Source organism: Gaetbulibacter sp. M235 (assembly GCF_043876835.1).
In the GTDB taxonomy this organism is placed as follows: domain Bacteria; phylum Bacteroidota; class Bacteroidia; order Flavobacteriales; family Flavobacteriaceae; genus Yeosuana.
Genome location: NZ_JBAWJZ010000009.1, coordinates 13,907 through 29,979, shown reverse-complemented (window position 1 = coordinate 29,979; position 16,073 = coordinate 13,907). Strand labels below are relative to the sequence as shown.

13 protein-coding genes are annotated in these 16,073 nt (G+C 31.2%); 9 read left to right on the top strand and 4 right to left on the bottom strand.

Annotated features, from left to right (window positions below; translation table 11 throughout):
• Positions 1–85 precede the first annotated feature (85 nt).
• Positions 86–1,528 (top strand): sodium:solute symporter, encoded by a 1,443-nt coding sequence (locus V8G69_RS13720; protein ID WP_394882614.1) that lies wholly within the window; start codon positions 86–88, stop codon positions 1,526–1,528.
• Here V8G69_RS13720 and V8G69_RS13715 read toward each other — a convergent pair.
• Entirely contained in the window at positions 1,499–1,861 is a 363-nt protein-coding gene (locus tag V8G69_RS13715; RefSeq protein WP_394882613.1) for a CoA-binding protein, read from the bottom strand. The genes V8G69_RS13720 and V8G69_RS13715 overlap by 30 nt on opposite strands.
• Before the next feature lie 136 nt (positions 1,862–1,997).
• On the opposite strand from V8G69_RS13715, the gene V8G69_RS13710 reads away from it, so the two are divergent.
• Positions 1,998–4,463, top strand: coding sequence for a TonB-dependent receptor domain-containing protein (locus V8G69_RS13710; RefSeq protein ID WP_394882612.1), 2,466 nt, complete (start codon positions 1,998–2,000; stop codon positions 4,461–4,463).
• A gap of 485 nt (positions 4,464–4,948) precedes the next feature.
• On the opposite strand, the gene V8G69_RS13705 is transcribed toward V8G69_RS13710, so the two are convergent.
• Positions 4,949–5,953: a 3-oxoacyl-ACP synthase III family protein gene (locus V8G69_RS13705; RefSeq protein WP_394882611.1), complete on the bottom strand. Its 1,005-nt coding sequence runs from the start codon at positions 5,951–5,953 to the stop codon at positions 4,949–4,951.
• A gap of 178 nt (positions 5,954–6,131) precedes the next feature.
• Between V8G69_RS13705 and htpG the strand changes: the two genes are divergently transcribed.
• The 7 genes from htpG (at position 6,132) to V8G69_RS13670 (ending at position 15,044) form a co-directional block, all read left to right on the top strand.
• Positions 6,132–8,042 carry a molecular chaperone HtpG gene (gene htpG / locus V8G69_RS13700; RefSeq protein WP_394882610.1) on the top strand — a complete coding sequence of 637 codons (1,911 nt, stop codon included), beginning with the start codon at positions 6,132–6,134 and terminating at the stop codon, positions 8,040–8,042.
• Positions 8,043–8,238: 196 nt separating this feature from the next.
• Positions 8,239–9,105, top strand: a complete 867-nt coding sequence (locus tag V8G69_RS13695; RefSeq protein WP_394882609.1) for a 3-keto-5-aminohexanoate cleavage protein — start codon at positions 8,239–8,241, stop codon at positions 9,103–9,105.
• 9 nt (positions 9,106–9,114) lie between these two features.
• The gene (locus V8G69_RS13690) at positions 9,115–9,759 is read left to right on the top strand and encodes a hypothetical protein (RefSeq protein WP_394882608.1); all 645 of its coding nucleotides are present in this window, start codon (positions 9,115–9,117) and stop codon (positions 9,757–9,759) included.
• Positions 9,760–9,787: 28 nt separating this feature from the next.
• Positions 9,788–10,426, top strand: coding sequence for an MOSC domain-containing protein (locus V8G69_RS13685; RefSeq protein WP_394882607.1), 639 nt, complete (start codon positions 9,788–9,790; stop codon positions 10,424–10,426).
• 125 nt (positions 10,427–10,551) lie between these two features.
• A complete protein-coding gene (locus V8G69_RS13680; RefSeq protein WP_394882606.1) occupies positions 10,552–12,735 on the top strand; it encodes a B12-binding domain-containing radical SAM protein in 2,184 nt (727 codons plus the stop codon).
• Positions 12,736–12,966: 231 nt separating this feature from the next.
• Positions 12,967–13,557 (top strand): hypothetical protein, encoded by a 591-nt coding sequence (locus tag V8G69_RS13675; RefSeq protein WP_394882605.1) that lies wholly within the window; start codon positions 12,967–12,969, stop codon positions 13,555–13,557.
• Between the two features lie 248 nt (positions 13,558–13,805).
• A complete protein-coding gene (locus V8G69_RS13670; protein WP_394882604.1) occupies positions 13,806–15,044 on the top strand; it encodes a DEAD/DEAH box helicase in 1,239 nt (412 codons plus the stop codon).
• 31 nt (positions 15,045–15,075) lie between these two features.
• Here V8G69_RS13670 and V8G69_RS13665 read toward each other — a convergent pair whose 3' ends face one another.
• Together V8G69_RS13665 and V8G69_RS13660 are read right to left on the bottom strand one after the other, a co-directional pair.
• Entirely contained in the window at positions 15,076–15,492 is a 417-nt protein-coding gene (locus V8G69_RS13665; RefSeq protein ID WP_394882603.1) for a hypothetical protein, read from the bottom strand.
• Positions 15,482–16,063, bottom strand: coding sequence for an RNA polymerase sigma factor (locus V8G69_RS13660; RefSeq protein ID WP_394882602.1), 582 nt, complete (start codon positions 16,061–16,063; stop codon positions 15,482–15,484). The genes V8G69_RS13665 and V8G69_RS13660 overlap by 11 nt, the downstream gene beginning before the upstream one ends.
• Between the last annotated feature and the right edge of the window lie 10 nt (positions 16,064–16,073).

Sequence of the window (16,073 nt, the reverse complement as noted above, 5' to 3'; positions counted from 1 at the left end):
ATTATTTTATTTTTATAAACATTTATTAAATCTCATTTGGAAATAGAATTTTTAAATATGTAATTTGACAGTTGAATAAAAATACATGACTGCAACAAAAATTATTTTACTTATTGTATCTTATTTTGGTGTTCTTATTTTAATATCTTATTTCACAAGTAAAAAAAAGGATAATGATACTTTTTTTAAAGCCAACAAAAAAGCTCCTTGGTATGTAGTAGCTTTTGGCATGATAGGAGCTTCACTTTCTGGAGTCACCTTTATTTCTGTACCAGGTTGGGTTGAAGCTTCTCAATTTAGCTATATGCAGGTTGTTTTAGGATATATAGTTGGTTATTTAGTTATAGGAACTGTTTTATTACCATTATATTACAAACTCAATTTAACTTCTATTTACACCTATTTAGAGGAACGCTTTGGCGTGAATTCTTATAAAACTGGCGCTTCCTTTTTCTTAATTTCTAGAATTGTTATAGCTAGTTTTAGGTTATATTTAGTTGCCAACGTTTTACAAATAATAATCTTTAATGACATTGGAATTCAGTTTTGGCAAACTGTAACAATTACGGTATTACTCATTTGGCTCTATACATTTAGATCTGGAATAAAAACGGTTATTTGGACAGATATTTTTCAAACTCTATTCATGCTAATAGCTTTAGGTGTTACTATTTATATTGTTAGTGATGAATTAGGGTTAAATAGTGAAAATTTATTAGGATTTATTTTAGATAATGACTTATCAAAAACATTCTTTTTTGATGATTATAAATTAGGTAATTATTTTTGGAAACAATTTATTTCGGGAGCTTTTATAGCCATTGTTATGACTGGTTTAGACCAAGATAACATGCAAAAAAACCTCACTTGCAAGTCATTGAAAGATGCTCAAAAAAACATGTTTTGGTTTACTATTGTATTGACTATTGTAAACTTTGTGTTTTTAAGTTTAGGATTACTGTTAACAGTTTATGCCCAAAAACACGGTATTGATGCCCATAAAGATGATTTATTTCCAATATTGGCAAAAAACCACTTAGGTATTGGTGTACTTTCGTTTTTTATTATTGGATTAATTGCAGCCGCATATAGTAGTGCAGATAGCGCGTTAACATCGCTTACAACCTCGTTCAGCATAGATATTTTTGATATTGAAAAAAAATACAATCCCACAAAACAAATAGCTATTAGAAAGAACATTCACATTGCAATATCAATTGTTTTAATATTGGTTATTATATCTTTTAAATATCTCATTAAAGACGAAAGTATTATCTCAAAACTATTTGTTTTTGCTGGTTATACTTATGGCCCTTTACTTGGTCTTTATACTTTTGGATTGTTTACTAAATTAAAAATTAAAGATAAATTTGTTCCAATAGTGGCTATTCTATCCCCAATTTTATCCTATTTTATCAGTATAAATAGCATCAAATGGTTTGGCTTTGATTTTGGATTCTTTGTTTTAATCTTAAATGGTTTTTTAAGCTTTTTAGGATTAATATTGATTAGTAGAAAGCAAAACTAAAGTACAGGCAACTTCATATAAAATATTGTTTTCTTCTAAAATTTTATATAATTCAGGGTTTTCTGTTCCTGGATTAAAAATAACCCGTTGTGGCTTTAAATCTAAAATGTAATCATAATACATTTTTTGTACTGAAGGATTTATATATAAAGTAACCGTATGCACATTTTCATAAAGTTTCAATTCCGTATCAATAGCAATCCCTGCGACTACTCCTGTTTTTAAACCTAATGCAACAACTTCAAAACCATGACTTACAAGTTTATTTACAGCTAAATAAGAATATCTTTCTTGTTTTAAAGAAGCTCCAATTACTAGAGTTTTGTTTTTCATTTTTTTGTTAAAAATATGTTAATGAATAAAAAAAAAGTAACATCATTTAAATTCTGTCGTCTCTATATAAGAACCTCATCAGTTCGATTATAAAAATAAATAAACAATCAATCAAAAAATGAAAAAACTTGTACTCTTGTGCACAATATTTTTTTGTGCCCTAACAAACGCTCAACCTTTAAACAATGAACCTAGAACTGGTTCAGTTTCTGGTAAAATTTTAGATGCTTCTCTAAATGAGCCTCTACCATATGTAAATGTTATAATTAAAAATGAAGCGAATGAAACCCTTACCGGAGGGATATCGTTAGACGATGGAACCTTTAATATTTCTAAAATACCCGAAGGAAAAGCCATTGTAACCATTCAATATATCGGTTATAAAACCGTAACAAAAACTATTGATGTTGGAAACAAATCTTACGAAATTAATTTAGGCGAGATTTTACTTGAAGAAGAGGCAGCCAAATTAGACGAAGTAACTGTTGTTGCCGAAGTTTCTACCATTCAACAAAAAGTTGATAGAAAAGTTATTACAGTAGGTAAAGATTTAACAACAGCTGGATCAACTGCTTCAGATATTATGAATAATATTCCATCTGTAAGCATTGATCAACAAACCGGAAATATAAGTTTACGTGGCAATGAAAATGTGCGTGTTATGGTTGATGGTAAATTATCAAATGTACCTGTTGCCCAATTGTTAAAACAAATTCCTTCAACATCTATTAAAAGCATTGAGTTAATTACAAATCCTTCAGCTAAATATAATCCAGAAGGCATGAGTGGAATCATCAATATTATTTTACACAAGAATACTAATATTGGTTTTAATGGTAATTTAAACTTAGGTCTAACTGAAGATATTAATGCTCGTTTTAACAGTTCTATTGATTTGAACTACAGAAATGGAAAATTTAATCTTTATGGAAACTATGGCAACAACATTGGTAAATCTAACAATTATGGTCAAGTTGAACGTTTAGATGATAACTCATTACAATTATTTAATTTTGATAACAATAATAAATCTCATTTATATAAGGCAGGTTTAGATTTTTACATGAATGATAACAACACGTTCTCATTTTTTACAAATCAAAATAAATATGATGGAAAAGCTAATGGTTCTGCAGCAATTCAATATTTAAACCAACCTTTGCAACTTCAACTTTTCAATAATGCTAACGACAATTTATCATCTCAATACAACGGTGTTTTCAACCATAAATTTGCAAAAGAAGGTGAGAAATTAGACGTTGAATTTGACTATAATAAATTTCACGATAATGAAATTTCAGATTTTAGTTTCTATAATTTAACATTTCCACCAAACTACATGGATTATGTAAAAACAAAAAGAGATCAAACAGTAGCAAATATTGATTATGTAAATCCACTTTCAGAAAAAGCAAAATTAGAAGCTGGTTTAGAAGCTAGGTTATTTGAAACAAATATTGACTATAATTCTACAGGGTTATCTGTTAACGAAAATCAAGATGACATAGAAAATAATGGTGATGAATTTATACCTACACCAAGTACTGACTTTACCTATAAAAGAGATATATATTCTGCTTACGCTACCTACAGCAAATCATTTGAAAAATGGACACTTCAATTAGGAGCAAGAGCAGAAACTGTTAAAGAAGATGCTAAAGCTATTAAAACCTTTGAAAATTCTACAGAAGCAACGCCGTTTAAAAATGATTATTTTCAAATATATCCATCAGCGTTTATAACTTATTCATCAAGTGAGAAAAACTCATACCAAGCAAGTTTTAGCCGTCGTGTAGACAGACCAGGTTTAGAGCAAGTTAACCCTATTAGAGAATGGAGCACACCATTAATATCTTCTTTTGGAAATACAGAATTGAAACCTCAATTCACAAATTCTTTTGAAATAAATTATACAAGAAAATTAGAAAAAGGAAGCATTACTGCTGGTGTATTCTACAGAATAATAGAAGATAATATTAATAGAGCTTTATTTATTGACCGAATTGATTTAAACAAGACCATTTTAAGCTATGACAATTTTGATAACACTACAGCTTTTGGCATGGAATTAAGCTCTAATTATAAGCCAACAAGTTGGTGGAACTTCAATGCAAGTTTTGATTTGTACTCTAAAAAGCAGAAAGGAATCACTGAGATTTTAAACGCACCAATTGAAACTGCTACAGCCGAAGATATTTTAGTATCTACTATTGAAACTGATAATGTGATTTGGAATTTTAGAGTTAACAATACCTTTAAGGCTACAAAAAAACTAAACCTATCATTATTCACTATGTATAGAGGTAAAGAAAATGGATTGCAAATGAATAGAAAACCCATGTTTATGGTAAACACCGGTTTACGCTATAGCTTCTTAGAAGATGACAGAGCTACATTTAGTTTTAACTATAATGACATATTTAATACAATGAGGTTTAAGTTTGATGGAGATAGACCTTTCCCTTCTAAAGGAGAGTTCCATTGGGAAAGTAATAGTTGGAACATTGGATTGTCTTATAAATTTGGTGGTGGAAAATATAGAGCCTTACAGCGTAAAAACAGAGATAATAACGAAAAATCTGGTGGCGGAGGTTTTATATAAAAAAAATTTAATGGCCTTCATATTATAGTTGATGGTTAGTGTAATGTAAGGTTGTTAAATAACAAAACCCAAAGTAAAATACTTTGGGTTTTAAATTTTATACCTCTAACTTTTTGATTTACAAATGTTAAAGAATGTTAAAGTTGTTATTTCGCATAATAAAAATAAAGACTATTCGTTAACGATACATACTAACCATTTCTCAAAACGCGATTTATAATTTTTTAGAATTAGTCAGCTATCAAAATTCAAAGACGTTAATTAGTTAGTATAAAAAAAGAGCGCTAAAAACTCGAAATGTCTTATTTCGGGTTTTTTTTATTGCTATGTTAAAAAATGTGTTAAATATTAATGTTATAACAATAAAAGAATGATTATTACGTCTTTATATAGTAAACTTCAGTAAAAGTGTTAGTTGGAGTTGATTAATAGCTAAAAAAATCCGAAACTTTAAGAGGTTTCGGATTTTTATTTTTTAAAAGATTTTACCATTTAATAATAACGCTGCCCCAAGTAAAACCACTACCAAAAGCTGCTAAAACCACATGATCACCATCTTTTATTTTATCTTGTTCCCAAGCTTCTGTTAAAGCAATAACAATAGAAGCCGCAGTTGTATTTCCATATTTAACAATATTATTAAATACTTTATCATCACTCAAACCAAATTTCTTTTGAATAAATTGAGCAATTCTCAAGTTTGCTTGATGAGGAATTAACAGGTCAATATCTTCTTTCGAAAGATTATTTTTTATCAAGCCTTCCATAATAACTTCGCTAAATCTAACCACTGCGTGTTTAAATACAAAAGTACCATCCATATAAGGAAAATAGGAAATATCTTCATCACCAGCTTCAATAATTTCAGGAACCCAATGCGCAATACTTGGAGAAGCAACTATTAGTTTATCGGCATATTTTCCTTCACTATGCAAATGAGTTGATAAAATTCCTTTTGTAGTATCTTCTTCCCTAGAAAGCACACAAGCTCCTGCTCCATCTCCAAAAATAACCGTAACACCTCGTCCTCGAGTCGTTTTATCTAGTCCATTGCTATGATATTCTGCACCAATAACCAATATATTTTTATACATTCCAGTTTTTATAAACTGGTCAGCCACAGAAATGGCATACACAAATCCAGAGCATTGGTTTCTAACATCTAAAGCACCAACATTTGGCATATCTAACAAATCTTGAATTTGCACTCCGCAACCTGGAAAATAATAATCTGGACTTAACGTAGCAAACACAATAAAATCAATATCATCTTTAGTTAAACCAGCACGCTCAATAGCAATTTTTGCCGCTTTTGCGCCCATTACTGATGAAGTATCATTGGTTCCTTCTTTTATCCAGCGTCGTTCCTGTATACCTGTTCGTTCCTGTATCCACTCATCACTGGTGTCCATCATTTTTGATAAATCATCATTTGTAACAATGTTATCAGGAAGGTATTTACCTAAACCTATAATCTTAGAATTATACATAATTAGTTTAATTGATTTTACAAATTACAAAATTAAAACTTTAAAATGCAATGATTGAAATACCATTTAACTATTTAATATTGTTTTAAACTGTGTCAGTTTGTCACCTTTTGACTCTTGGTACTTTTTTTGTCTATAAATCAATCATATTAATAAACATAACTAAAACATATATAACATGACAAAAGGAAATATTAATGTATCGGTTGAAAATATTTTTCCACTTATTAAAAAGTTCCTGTATAGTGACCACGAGATTTTTTTACGTGAATTAATTAGTAATGCAACTGATGCTACTTTAAAATTAAAACACTTATCCAGTGTTGGTGATGCCAAAGTTGAATATGGCAATCCTCAAATTGAAGTTAAAGTAGATAAGAAAGGGAAAAAGCTTCATATCATTGACCAAGGTTTGGGTATGACAGCCGAAGAAGTTGAAAAATACATCAATCAAATTGCATTTTCAGGTGCTGAAGAATTTTTAGACAAGTATAAAGATTCGGCTAAAGATTCTGGCATTATAGGCCATTTTGGTCTTGGTTTTTATTCGGCTTTTATGGTAGCTGAAAAAGTAGAAATCATTACAAAATCTTTTACAGATGCGCCTGCTGCCCATTGGACTTGCGACGGAAGTCCAGAATTTTCTCTAGAAGCTCATGATAAAACAGACAGAGGAACTGAGATTATTCTTCATATTGCTGAAGACTCTACCGAGTTTTTAGAAGAATCTAAAATTAGAGGGCTTCTTTTAAAATATAACAAGTTCATGCCTATTCCAATTAAGTTTGGAACTAAGGAAATAAACGATCCAGACTTTACCCCAAAAACCACAAAGGATAAAGACGGTAAAGAAACTACAGAACCTCATAAAAAAATAACAGTTGATAACATCATCAACAATCCAAATCCAGCTTGGACTAAACAACCAACAGATTTAAAAGATGAGGATTATAAAGCGTTCTATCACGAATTGTATCCTATGCAATTTGAAGAGCCTTTATTCAATATTCACTTAAATGTAGATTATCCGTTCAACCTTACTGGAATTTTATATTTCCCTAAATTAGGTCAGGATATGAACATTCAAAAGGATAAAATCCAATTATATCAAAATCAAGTTTATGTTACCGATAATGTAGAAGGTATTGTTCCAGAATTTTTAACCATGCTTCGCGGTGTTATTGATTCTCCAGATATTCCGTTAAACGTGTCTCGTTCTTACTTACAAGCCGATGGCGCTGTTAAAAAGATTTCATCGTATATTACTCGTAAAGTAGCCGATAAATTAAAATCCCTTTTCAATAATAATCGTGATGATTTTGAAGCGAAATGGAACGATATTAAAATCGTGATTGAATATGGAATGCTATCTGAAGAAAAATTCTTTGAAAAATCGGGTGATTTCGCTTTATATCCAACAGTTGACGGTGCATATTATACTTATGATGAATTATTCAATAAAATAAAGGCAAATCAAACAGATAAAGATGGTAAGTTGGTAATTCTTTATGCTTCAGATAAAGATGCACAGCATAGTTATATTGATTCTGCTAAAGCTAAAGGTTATGAAGTATTGCTTTTAGATTCTCCAATTGTTTCACATTTAATGCAAAAACTAGAAAGCACAAAAGAAAACATTACTTTTTCTCGTGTTGATGCTGATCATGTTGATAATTTAATCAAAAAAGATGACACCAAAATTTCAAAATTAACTGATGAGCAAAAGGCAGAGTTAGAAACTGTACTTAAAGAAATTATCCCCTCTGAAAAATTTATGGTTCAATTAGAACCTATGGATAGTGACGCTTCTCCGTTTATGATTACACAACCAGAGTTTATGCGTAGAATGAAAGAAATGCAAGCAACAGGCGGTGGTGGCATGTTTGGGATGGGTAATTTCCCAGAAATGTACAACTTGGTAGTTAATACAAATTCTGAATTGGTTAATGAAATTCTTGAAACCAAAACAAAAAAGAAACAAGAACGATTAATAAACCAAAGTTTAGATTTAGCACGCCTATCTCAAGGCTTGTTAAAAGGTGAAGAACTTACCAATTTCATCAAACGTAGCTACGAAATGATTAAGTAAAATAAGAATTCGGGGTGTTAACCTTAACACACTATCTACTTACAAATATTTTTTAGGACCTTCTTTTTAGAAGGTCTTTTTATTTTAAAAAACTTATTGTTTGACACTTTCTAGAATATATTGTACCGTTAGTCAAATAAATAAATTGGAATAAAAAAATTGTTCTAATTTTAAAACAACTCAAAAATACTTTACCATGGATGATAATTTAATCATAAACTTTACACCTACAGGAATGATTCCTACTAAAGAAATGACCCCACATGTTCCTATTAGTGTATCTGAAATTGTTGAAGATGTACATAAAGCCCATGAGATTGGAATTACTATGGTTCATCTGCATGCCAGAGATCCAATATCTCAAGTACCAACTTACCATAAAGAAATATACGGACAGATAATTGAAGGCATTAGAAAATATGCTCCAGAATTAGTACTATGTGTTTCTTTAAGCGGCAGGGATTTTAGTGAATTTGAAAAACGAAGTGCCCCTTTATTATTAGAAGGAAATTTAAAACCAGATATGGGAAGTCTTACCTTAAGCTCCTTGAATTTCAACAAAACGGCTAGCATGAATGCTCCGAGTATGATTGCAAAATTAGCTGGCATGATGAAATCTAAAGGAATTGTTCCAGAACTTGAGGCTTTTGATATTGGCATGATTAATTACGCAAAATATCTAATAAAAAAAGAGTTATTAAAACCTCCTTACTATTTTAACCTTTTGTTTGGAAATATAGCCTGTTCTCAAGCTAATTTGTTACATACAGGGGTTATGATTAATGATTTACCTGAAAATTCACTGTGGAGTTTAGCCGGAATTGGAAATGACCAACTTAAAATGAATTCACTCTCAATTGCTGTTGGTGGTGGCGTAAGGGTTGGGATAGAAGACAACATATGGTATGACACATCTAGAACAAAATTAGCCCATAATACAGATTTAATAAAAAGAATCCATACAATAGCCCATGCAAACGGAAGAAATATTATGAAACCTAAGGAATTTAGAATGAAAATGGATTTAGAACCTGGCAATGGTAACTATGGTCGAAAAATTTAATTCTTTTTTATGATTACAAAAAACACTGAAGACATCTCACCTTTAAAGAGGTATTGGAACATTATTAGTCACGGTTTATTTTTGTTTGGCTTAAGAAATAGGCTAGCTAATATAGGATTAGATATTAACCCTTATTATTGGGTACAAGAAGAGGTTGATGAATGCAAAGAACCAAAAATTAAAGGAAATCCTTTAGAATATTCTGTCAGATTTTTAAATGTAGAAGAATTCAAATCAATTACCGAAAATGAATCCGGTGCTACTGTAAATGAAATGATTGAAGGTTTAAAAAAAGGACAATTATGCATAGGCTTAGAACACAATGGAAATATTGCTGCATATACCTTTATTGAACTACATGATTTTGTTTATTACAATAGAACATTTAAATTAAAAGACAACGAAGCATATCTTTTAAATATGTGGACGTTTCATTCATATAGAGGTAAAAACCTGGCTCCCTATTTACGTTACCAAAGCTATAAATTACTAGATAAACAAGGAAGAACAGTTAAGTATAGTATTACTCAATATTTTAACAAGTCATCCATAAAATTCAAAAGCAAATTAAATTCAAAGCATCTTAGTCTTTTTATAAGTATAGCATTATTCAAAAAATATTACTGGAACTTTCCAATAAAAAAATACAGATAAGCAATCATAACAAGTTGCCTAATAAACTATGAAAATAATCTCCACAAATATCGCCAAACCAACTACAATTATATGGAACGGAAAAGAAGAAACCACTGGCATTTATAAAACACCAACCAATAAACCTATTTACTTAGGCAAAACCGATGTAAAAAATGATGAAGTAACAGACCGTGTGCATCATGGTGGTTTTTATAAAGCATGCTATATGTTTTCGTCTGAACAATATCCTTATTGGAAAAACCTATACCCACATTTAGATTGGAGTTGGGGCATGTTTGGTGAGAACTTAACCGTATCTGGTTTTGATGAAACACAAGTACTTTTAGGTGATATTTACAAAGTTGGAGAAGCATTGGTGCAAGTATCGCAATACAGAGAACCATGCTACAAATTAGGATATAAGTTTGGCACCCAAACGGTTCTCAAACAATTTATAGAACATGGCTTTGGAGGGACCTATTTAAGTATTCTTGAAGAAGGCTACGTACGTGTTAATGATGAGTTTGTTTTAGTGAAACGACCAGAAGAAAGTTTAACTGTAAGTCAATTGTTTCATTTGGTACATGCAAAAAACAAAGATCAAAACTTATTAAAAATAGCAGCAAAAAGTTTGGCTTTACCTCCTAAAAAACAAGCATTATTAAGCAGTTATATTAAAGATTAAAAGAAGCACATTTTCTATAATCATAAAGTATTGATGTTTGGGGTTATGCTTAGTTTCAAAAATGAATGATTACTTAAAGCAGTCATACTTTTCAGTTATATTTGTTTTATTTTAAAAATTATCTTTTGAAAGACCTCTTACTCATCACACCGCCGTTTACGCAACTTAATACACCTTATCCTGCCACGGCTTATTTAAAAGGTTTTTTAAACACAAAAAATATTGGTGCTTTTCAAATAGATTTGGGTATTGAAGTCATTTTAGAGTTATTTTCAAAAAAAGAACTTCAAAATATTTTCGATTTTGCTTTTAACAGCAATCAAATAATTTCTGAAAATGCTCAAAGAATTTATGCCTTAAAGGATACTTATTTACAAACTCTGGATGCTGTTATTTCCTTTTTGCAAGGAAAAAACCCAACGTTTGCCAGACAAATTTGTACTGATAATTTTTTACCACAGGCATCTCGCTTCGAACAGTTAGACGACTTGGATTGGGCTTTTGGCAACATGGGAATTCATGACAAAGCTAAGCATTTGGCCACCTTATATCTTGAAGATTTATCAGATTTTATTGTTGAATGTGTTGACAAAAATTTTGGGTTTAGCCGTTATGCAGAACGTTTAGGACAAAGTGCCAATTCATTTGATGAACTTTACAGACATTTAAAAGAAGAGCCTACACATATTGATTCTATAACATTAAGAATTCTTGAGAAAAAACTAAAAACCATTCAACCAAAATTAGTTTGTTTTTCTGTGCCTTTTCCGGGGAATTTATACAGTGCTTTTCGTTGTGCCCAATATATTAAAACCGCCTATCCAAATATTAAAATTGCCATGGGCGGCGGCTTTCCTAATACCGAATTACGTTCAGTAAATGATGTCCGCGTGTTTGAATTTTTCGATTTTATAACTTTAGACGACGGCGAACTTCCAGTTGAATTATTACATAATCATGTACAAAATCCTATTTCAAAAGAATTTAAAAGAACATTTCTTTTAGAAAACAGCAAGGTTACTTTTGTAAATAATAGCTCAAAACCAGATTATAAACAAGCAGACATTGGAACTCCAGATTATTCCGATTTACTTCTCGATAAATATATTTCAGTAATAGAAATTGCAAACCCAATGCATAGTTTGTGGAGTGATGGCCGTTGGAACAAACTCACCATGGCACATGGTTGCTATTGGGGAAAATGCACATTTTGTGATATCTCGTTAGATTATATCAAAATTTACGAACCAATTGCAGCCACTATTTTGGTTGACAGAATGGAACAACTTATTGCGCAAACCGGAGAAACAGGTTTTCATTTTGTTGATGAAGCTGCTCCACCTTCGCTAATGAAAGCTTTGGCTTTAGAAATCATAAAACGTCGGCTTATTGTAACATGGTGGACCAACATAAGGTTTGAAAAAAACTTCACTAAAGACCTTTGTTTATTATTAAAAGCATCGGGTTGCATTGCGGTTTCTGGCGGATTGGAAGTGGCTTCAGACAGATTATTAGCCTTAATAGATAAAGGTGTCACTGTAGAACAAGTAGCCCTAATTACAAGAAACTTTACAGACGCCAACATTATGGTTCACGCCTATTTAATGTATGGGTATCCAACACAAACCGTTCAGGAAACTGTTGATAGTTTAGAAATGGTGCGTCAGCTTTTTGAAGTTGGCGTGTTACAATCTGGATTTTGGCATCAATTTGCACTAACAGCGCATAGCCCTATTGGATTAAACCCTTCTGATTTTGGTATATCTCCAAACTACAAAAATATTTCCTTTGCTAATAACGATATTGATTTTACTGACCAAACTGGTATCGATCACACTCAATTTAGCTACGGATTAAAAAAATCATTATTCAATTTTATGCATGGTATTGGGTTTGATTTACCACTTCAGGATTGGTTTGAATTTAAAATTCCAAAAAACCAAATAAAACCAGATTACATCTATTCTTGTTTAGAAACAGTTTTAGATTTCAATATAAAACCAACTGCAAAAATTGTTTGGTTGGGCAACAAACCCTTAGTTAATTCTCAAAATAGAACTAAGAAAGGACAAACATGGGAAATGCTTAACATAACATTTCATGACGAAACAGATTCTTTTCAAATTTCTTTAGAAAAAGAGCGTGGTTTATGGCTGTTAGATATGTTAGAATTAGTTACGCCAAGGAATAAACCTCTATCATTTGGCAATTTAAAAGCAAATTTTGAGACTAAATTTGAAAATTTTGAATTGTTTTGGTTCTCAAAACCAATACTAAAATTAAGAGATTCTGGGCTTTTGGTTTTGTAACATAAAACATTAATTTTGTAAGAAATTTTTACTAACTTCGTTTAACTGTCGATAAACAAACATGGGAACGTTTTTTATCTAAGCATTAGCTGCAACACTATGGAACAACTGAACAACTATGCCGATAGTCGACTGATTCGCGGATGTATATTTTGCGGAGGTTCAGCTGATACTCGAGATCATATTCCATCAAAATGCATTCTTGATAAGCCATATCCTGAAAATCTACCTGTGGTGGGATGTTGTTATGAGTGTAATCAAAGCTTTTCAAGTGATGAGCAATACTTTGTTTGCTTTCTAGAGTGTTTATTATGTGGTTCGACAAATCCAGAAAATATTAGACGTCCATCAATATCTAAAATTCTTAGTAAATTACCAGGTCTTAGAAAACGTATTGAAAACTCTACAACCGAAGTGGACGGAAAAATTGTCTTTACTCCAGAATTTGAACGTATTGATAATGTCATGTTAAAACTAGCTCAAGGACATGCCGCTTTTGAATTCAGTTTGATGCTTCGTGACAAACCTAATCAGTTTTGGTATGGGTTACTTTCTTCATTGTCAGAAGAAGAAAAGAATCTATTTAATTCTGTTCATTTTCAACATAATGTTGGGGAAGTTGGCTCTCGATCAGTACAACGCCTTCTTGTAGTGCAATTATCAATGCAAGACGGTGAGAATATTCCGTTTGCAATTAATGACTGGGTTGATGTACAAGATGACAGATACAGATATATTGCTATCCACGATATGGGAAAGAAAATTATTAGAATTGTAATAGATGAATTTTTCGCTTGTGAAGTTGTTTGGGAAGATGAATAAGAAAGTGCAGCAGCTAACAGCGGTTTGCGGCAAGTGGGGTTTTAGGGAAAACTCCAACTTCTTTTTGTATATTTGGCTTTAGGAATAAACAAACTAAAGGTATAAAATCCCCACCTGCTGCAAGCCGGCGGGACGTTAAACGACACTTTTCAAAAAGAAGTTATATATCTAAATTCTTAAATTTCAAATCCCTTTATAAAAATAAAACCCAATACAATTTAGGTTATCTTTGTTGCAAAATTATTTACATGTCGTTTAAAGACTTACAACTTAACAGACCTATTTTAAGAGCCGTAGCTGAAGCTGGTTATGATAACCCTACCTTAGTGCAAGAAAAAACGATTCCTTTGGTTTTAGCTAAAAAAGACGTGATTGTGTCTGCCCAAACTGGTACTGGAAAAACCGCTGCATTTGCATTACCTATTTTACAACAATTATTTGATAAGCAAGATGCATCAAAACGTGGAAAAAAAATACGTGCTTTGGTAGTAAGCCCCACACGTGAACTGGCATTACAAATTGAAGAAAATTTTAAAACCTATAGTGCATACACTAATTTAAGAACTACGGTTGTATTTGGTGGTGCTTCTATAGAACCTCAAATAGATATTTTAAAAAAAGGTGTTGATATTTTAATTGCTACTCCCGGGCGTTTGCTCGATTTACATAAACAAGATATAATAAACCTTGATTACATTGAGACATTAGTATTAGATGAGGCCGATTTAATGCTTGATATGGGTTTTATTGATGATGTGAAAAAAATTGAACGTTTGTGCCCAAAAGAAAAACAAATTTTATTGTTTTCGGCAACTATTCCTTTTAAGGTGGAACAATTGGCAAACACTATTTTAACAAATCCAGAACGTGTAGAAGTAGCACCAAATTCATCCACTTCAAAAAACGTTAATCAGGTGCTATACTATGTTCCTAAACGCAATAAAATAGAATTATGCTTACACTTGTTACGAAACACCATAAAAGGAAGTATTATTATTTTTAGGCGTACAAAATTTGGCGTTGATAAATTAGAACAAACCCTTTTAAAAAACAATTATAAAGTAGTTAGTTTACACGGAGATAAAAACCAAAACGACCGACAAGCCGCTTTAAATCAGTTTAAGAATAAAGAAGTAAATATTTTAATTGCTACTGATGTTGCTGCTCGTGGTATTGATGTTGACAATTTAGATGCCGTAGTTAATTTTGATTTGCCCAACGTTCCAGAAACTTACGTGCATAGAATTGGCAGAACCGCACGTGCAGGAAATACTGGTACATCTTATTCTTTTTGTTCGGCAGATGAAAAATCCTATGTAGCAACCATACAACAACTCATCCAGCTTCAAATAGATGTTATTGAAGATCATCCATATCCTTTAGACCCAAAAGCAAAAAAGGAAATTCATAAAACTCCCGGAAAAAGTAAACACAAAAAAGGAAGAAAAAGCGAAGGCTCTAAAAAGAAAAAGAAACGTTGGTATTAACGTTTCTTTCCATTTAAAAATTTCTATTTCTCTATAATTCAAACCTTTTATCCATATAATGCTTTAAAATTGGAATTTGTATAAAAAGCATCACCGTTAACAAAACACAAGCGTAAATTGTAGTTCTTGAAAAATGAAAATTTTCAAAAGCTTTAGAAATATTCAAACTTGGTAAAGCTTTTAAGTTTAATTTATCAAATAATCCGGTAGAAGCAGAATTTGAATCATTAAAAGTTAAATACACCATTAAACCAATCATGCTGGCAAAAACAACATACCATATCCATTTTGAAATCAATGGTTTATAAACAGTAACCTGACTTGTTTTAGCTTCTAAAACCTGGGCCATAACCATATCAGTAAAATTAAATGAAGGTGATTCTAATGATGTTCCTTTCATCATTTTATCTACCAGTTTTTCTATTTGCTTATCTGTTTTATGATCCATAATGTTCAATTATTTCTGGTTCCAATCTTTCTTTTAAAATAGCAGTTAGTTTTTTTCTGCTTCTAAATAGCTTCACCTTTACATTATTTGCTGTTAAACCAATCACTTTTGCAATCTCTTCTAAAGATTGTTCTTCAAAATAAAACAAGGTTAACAAAAAGGCATCATCACTTGGTAATAGGTTAATACAATGTTGAATTGTTTGGTTTCGTTCTTCATCTTCCATTAAATCAAGTGCATTATCAAGACTCTTTATTTGATTTGAATTAAACTCATCAATAGAAACTACATGCTGTTCTCTTTTGTTTTTCTTTAATCTATCTAAACACGTATTATAAGCAACCTTATAAATCCAAGTTGAAAATTTCGAGTCACCTTTAAACTTACTCAATGATTTAAAAACTTTGATAAAAGTGTCTTGAGCAACTTCTTCAGCTTCTTCCCTATTCTTAACCATTTTCAACGCTAACGAAAACACCAAATCTTTATAACGGTCAACTAAAACACTAAATGCCTTTGAGTTGCCTTCAATAATCAAATTGATATAATATATGTCGTCGTTGGTGGTCATTTGATAGTAA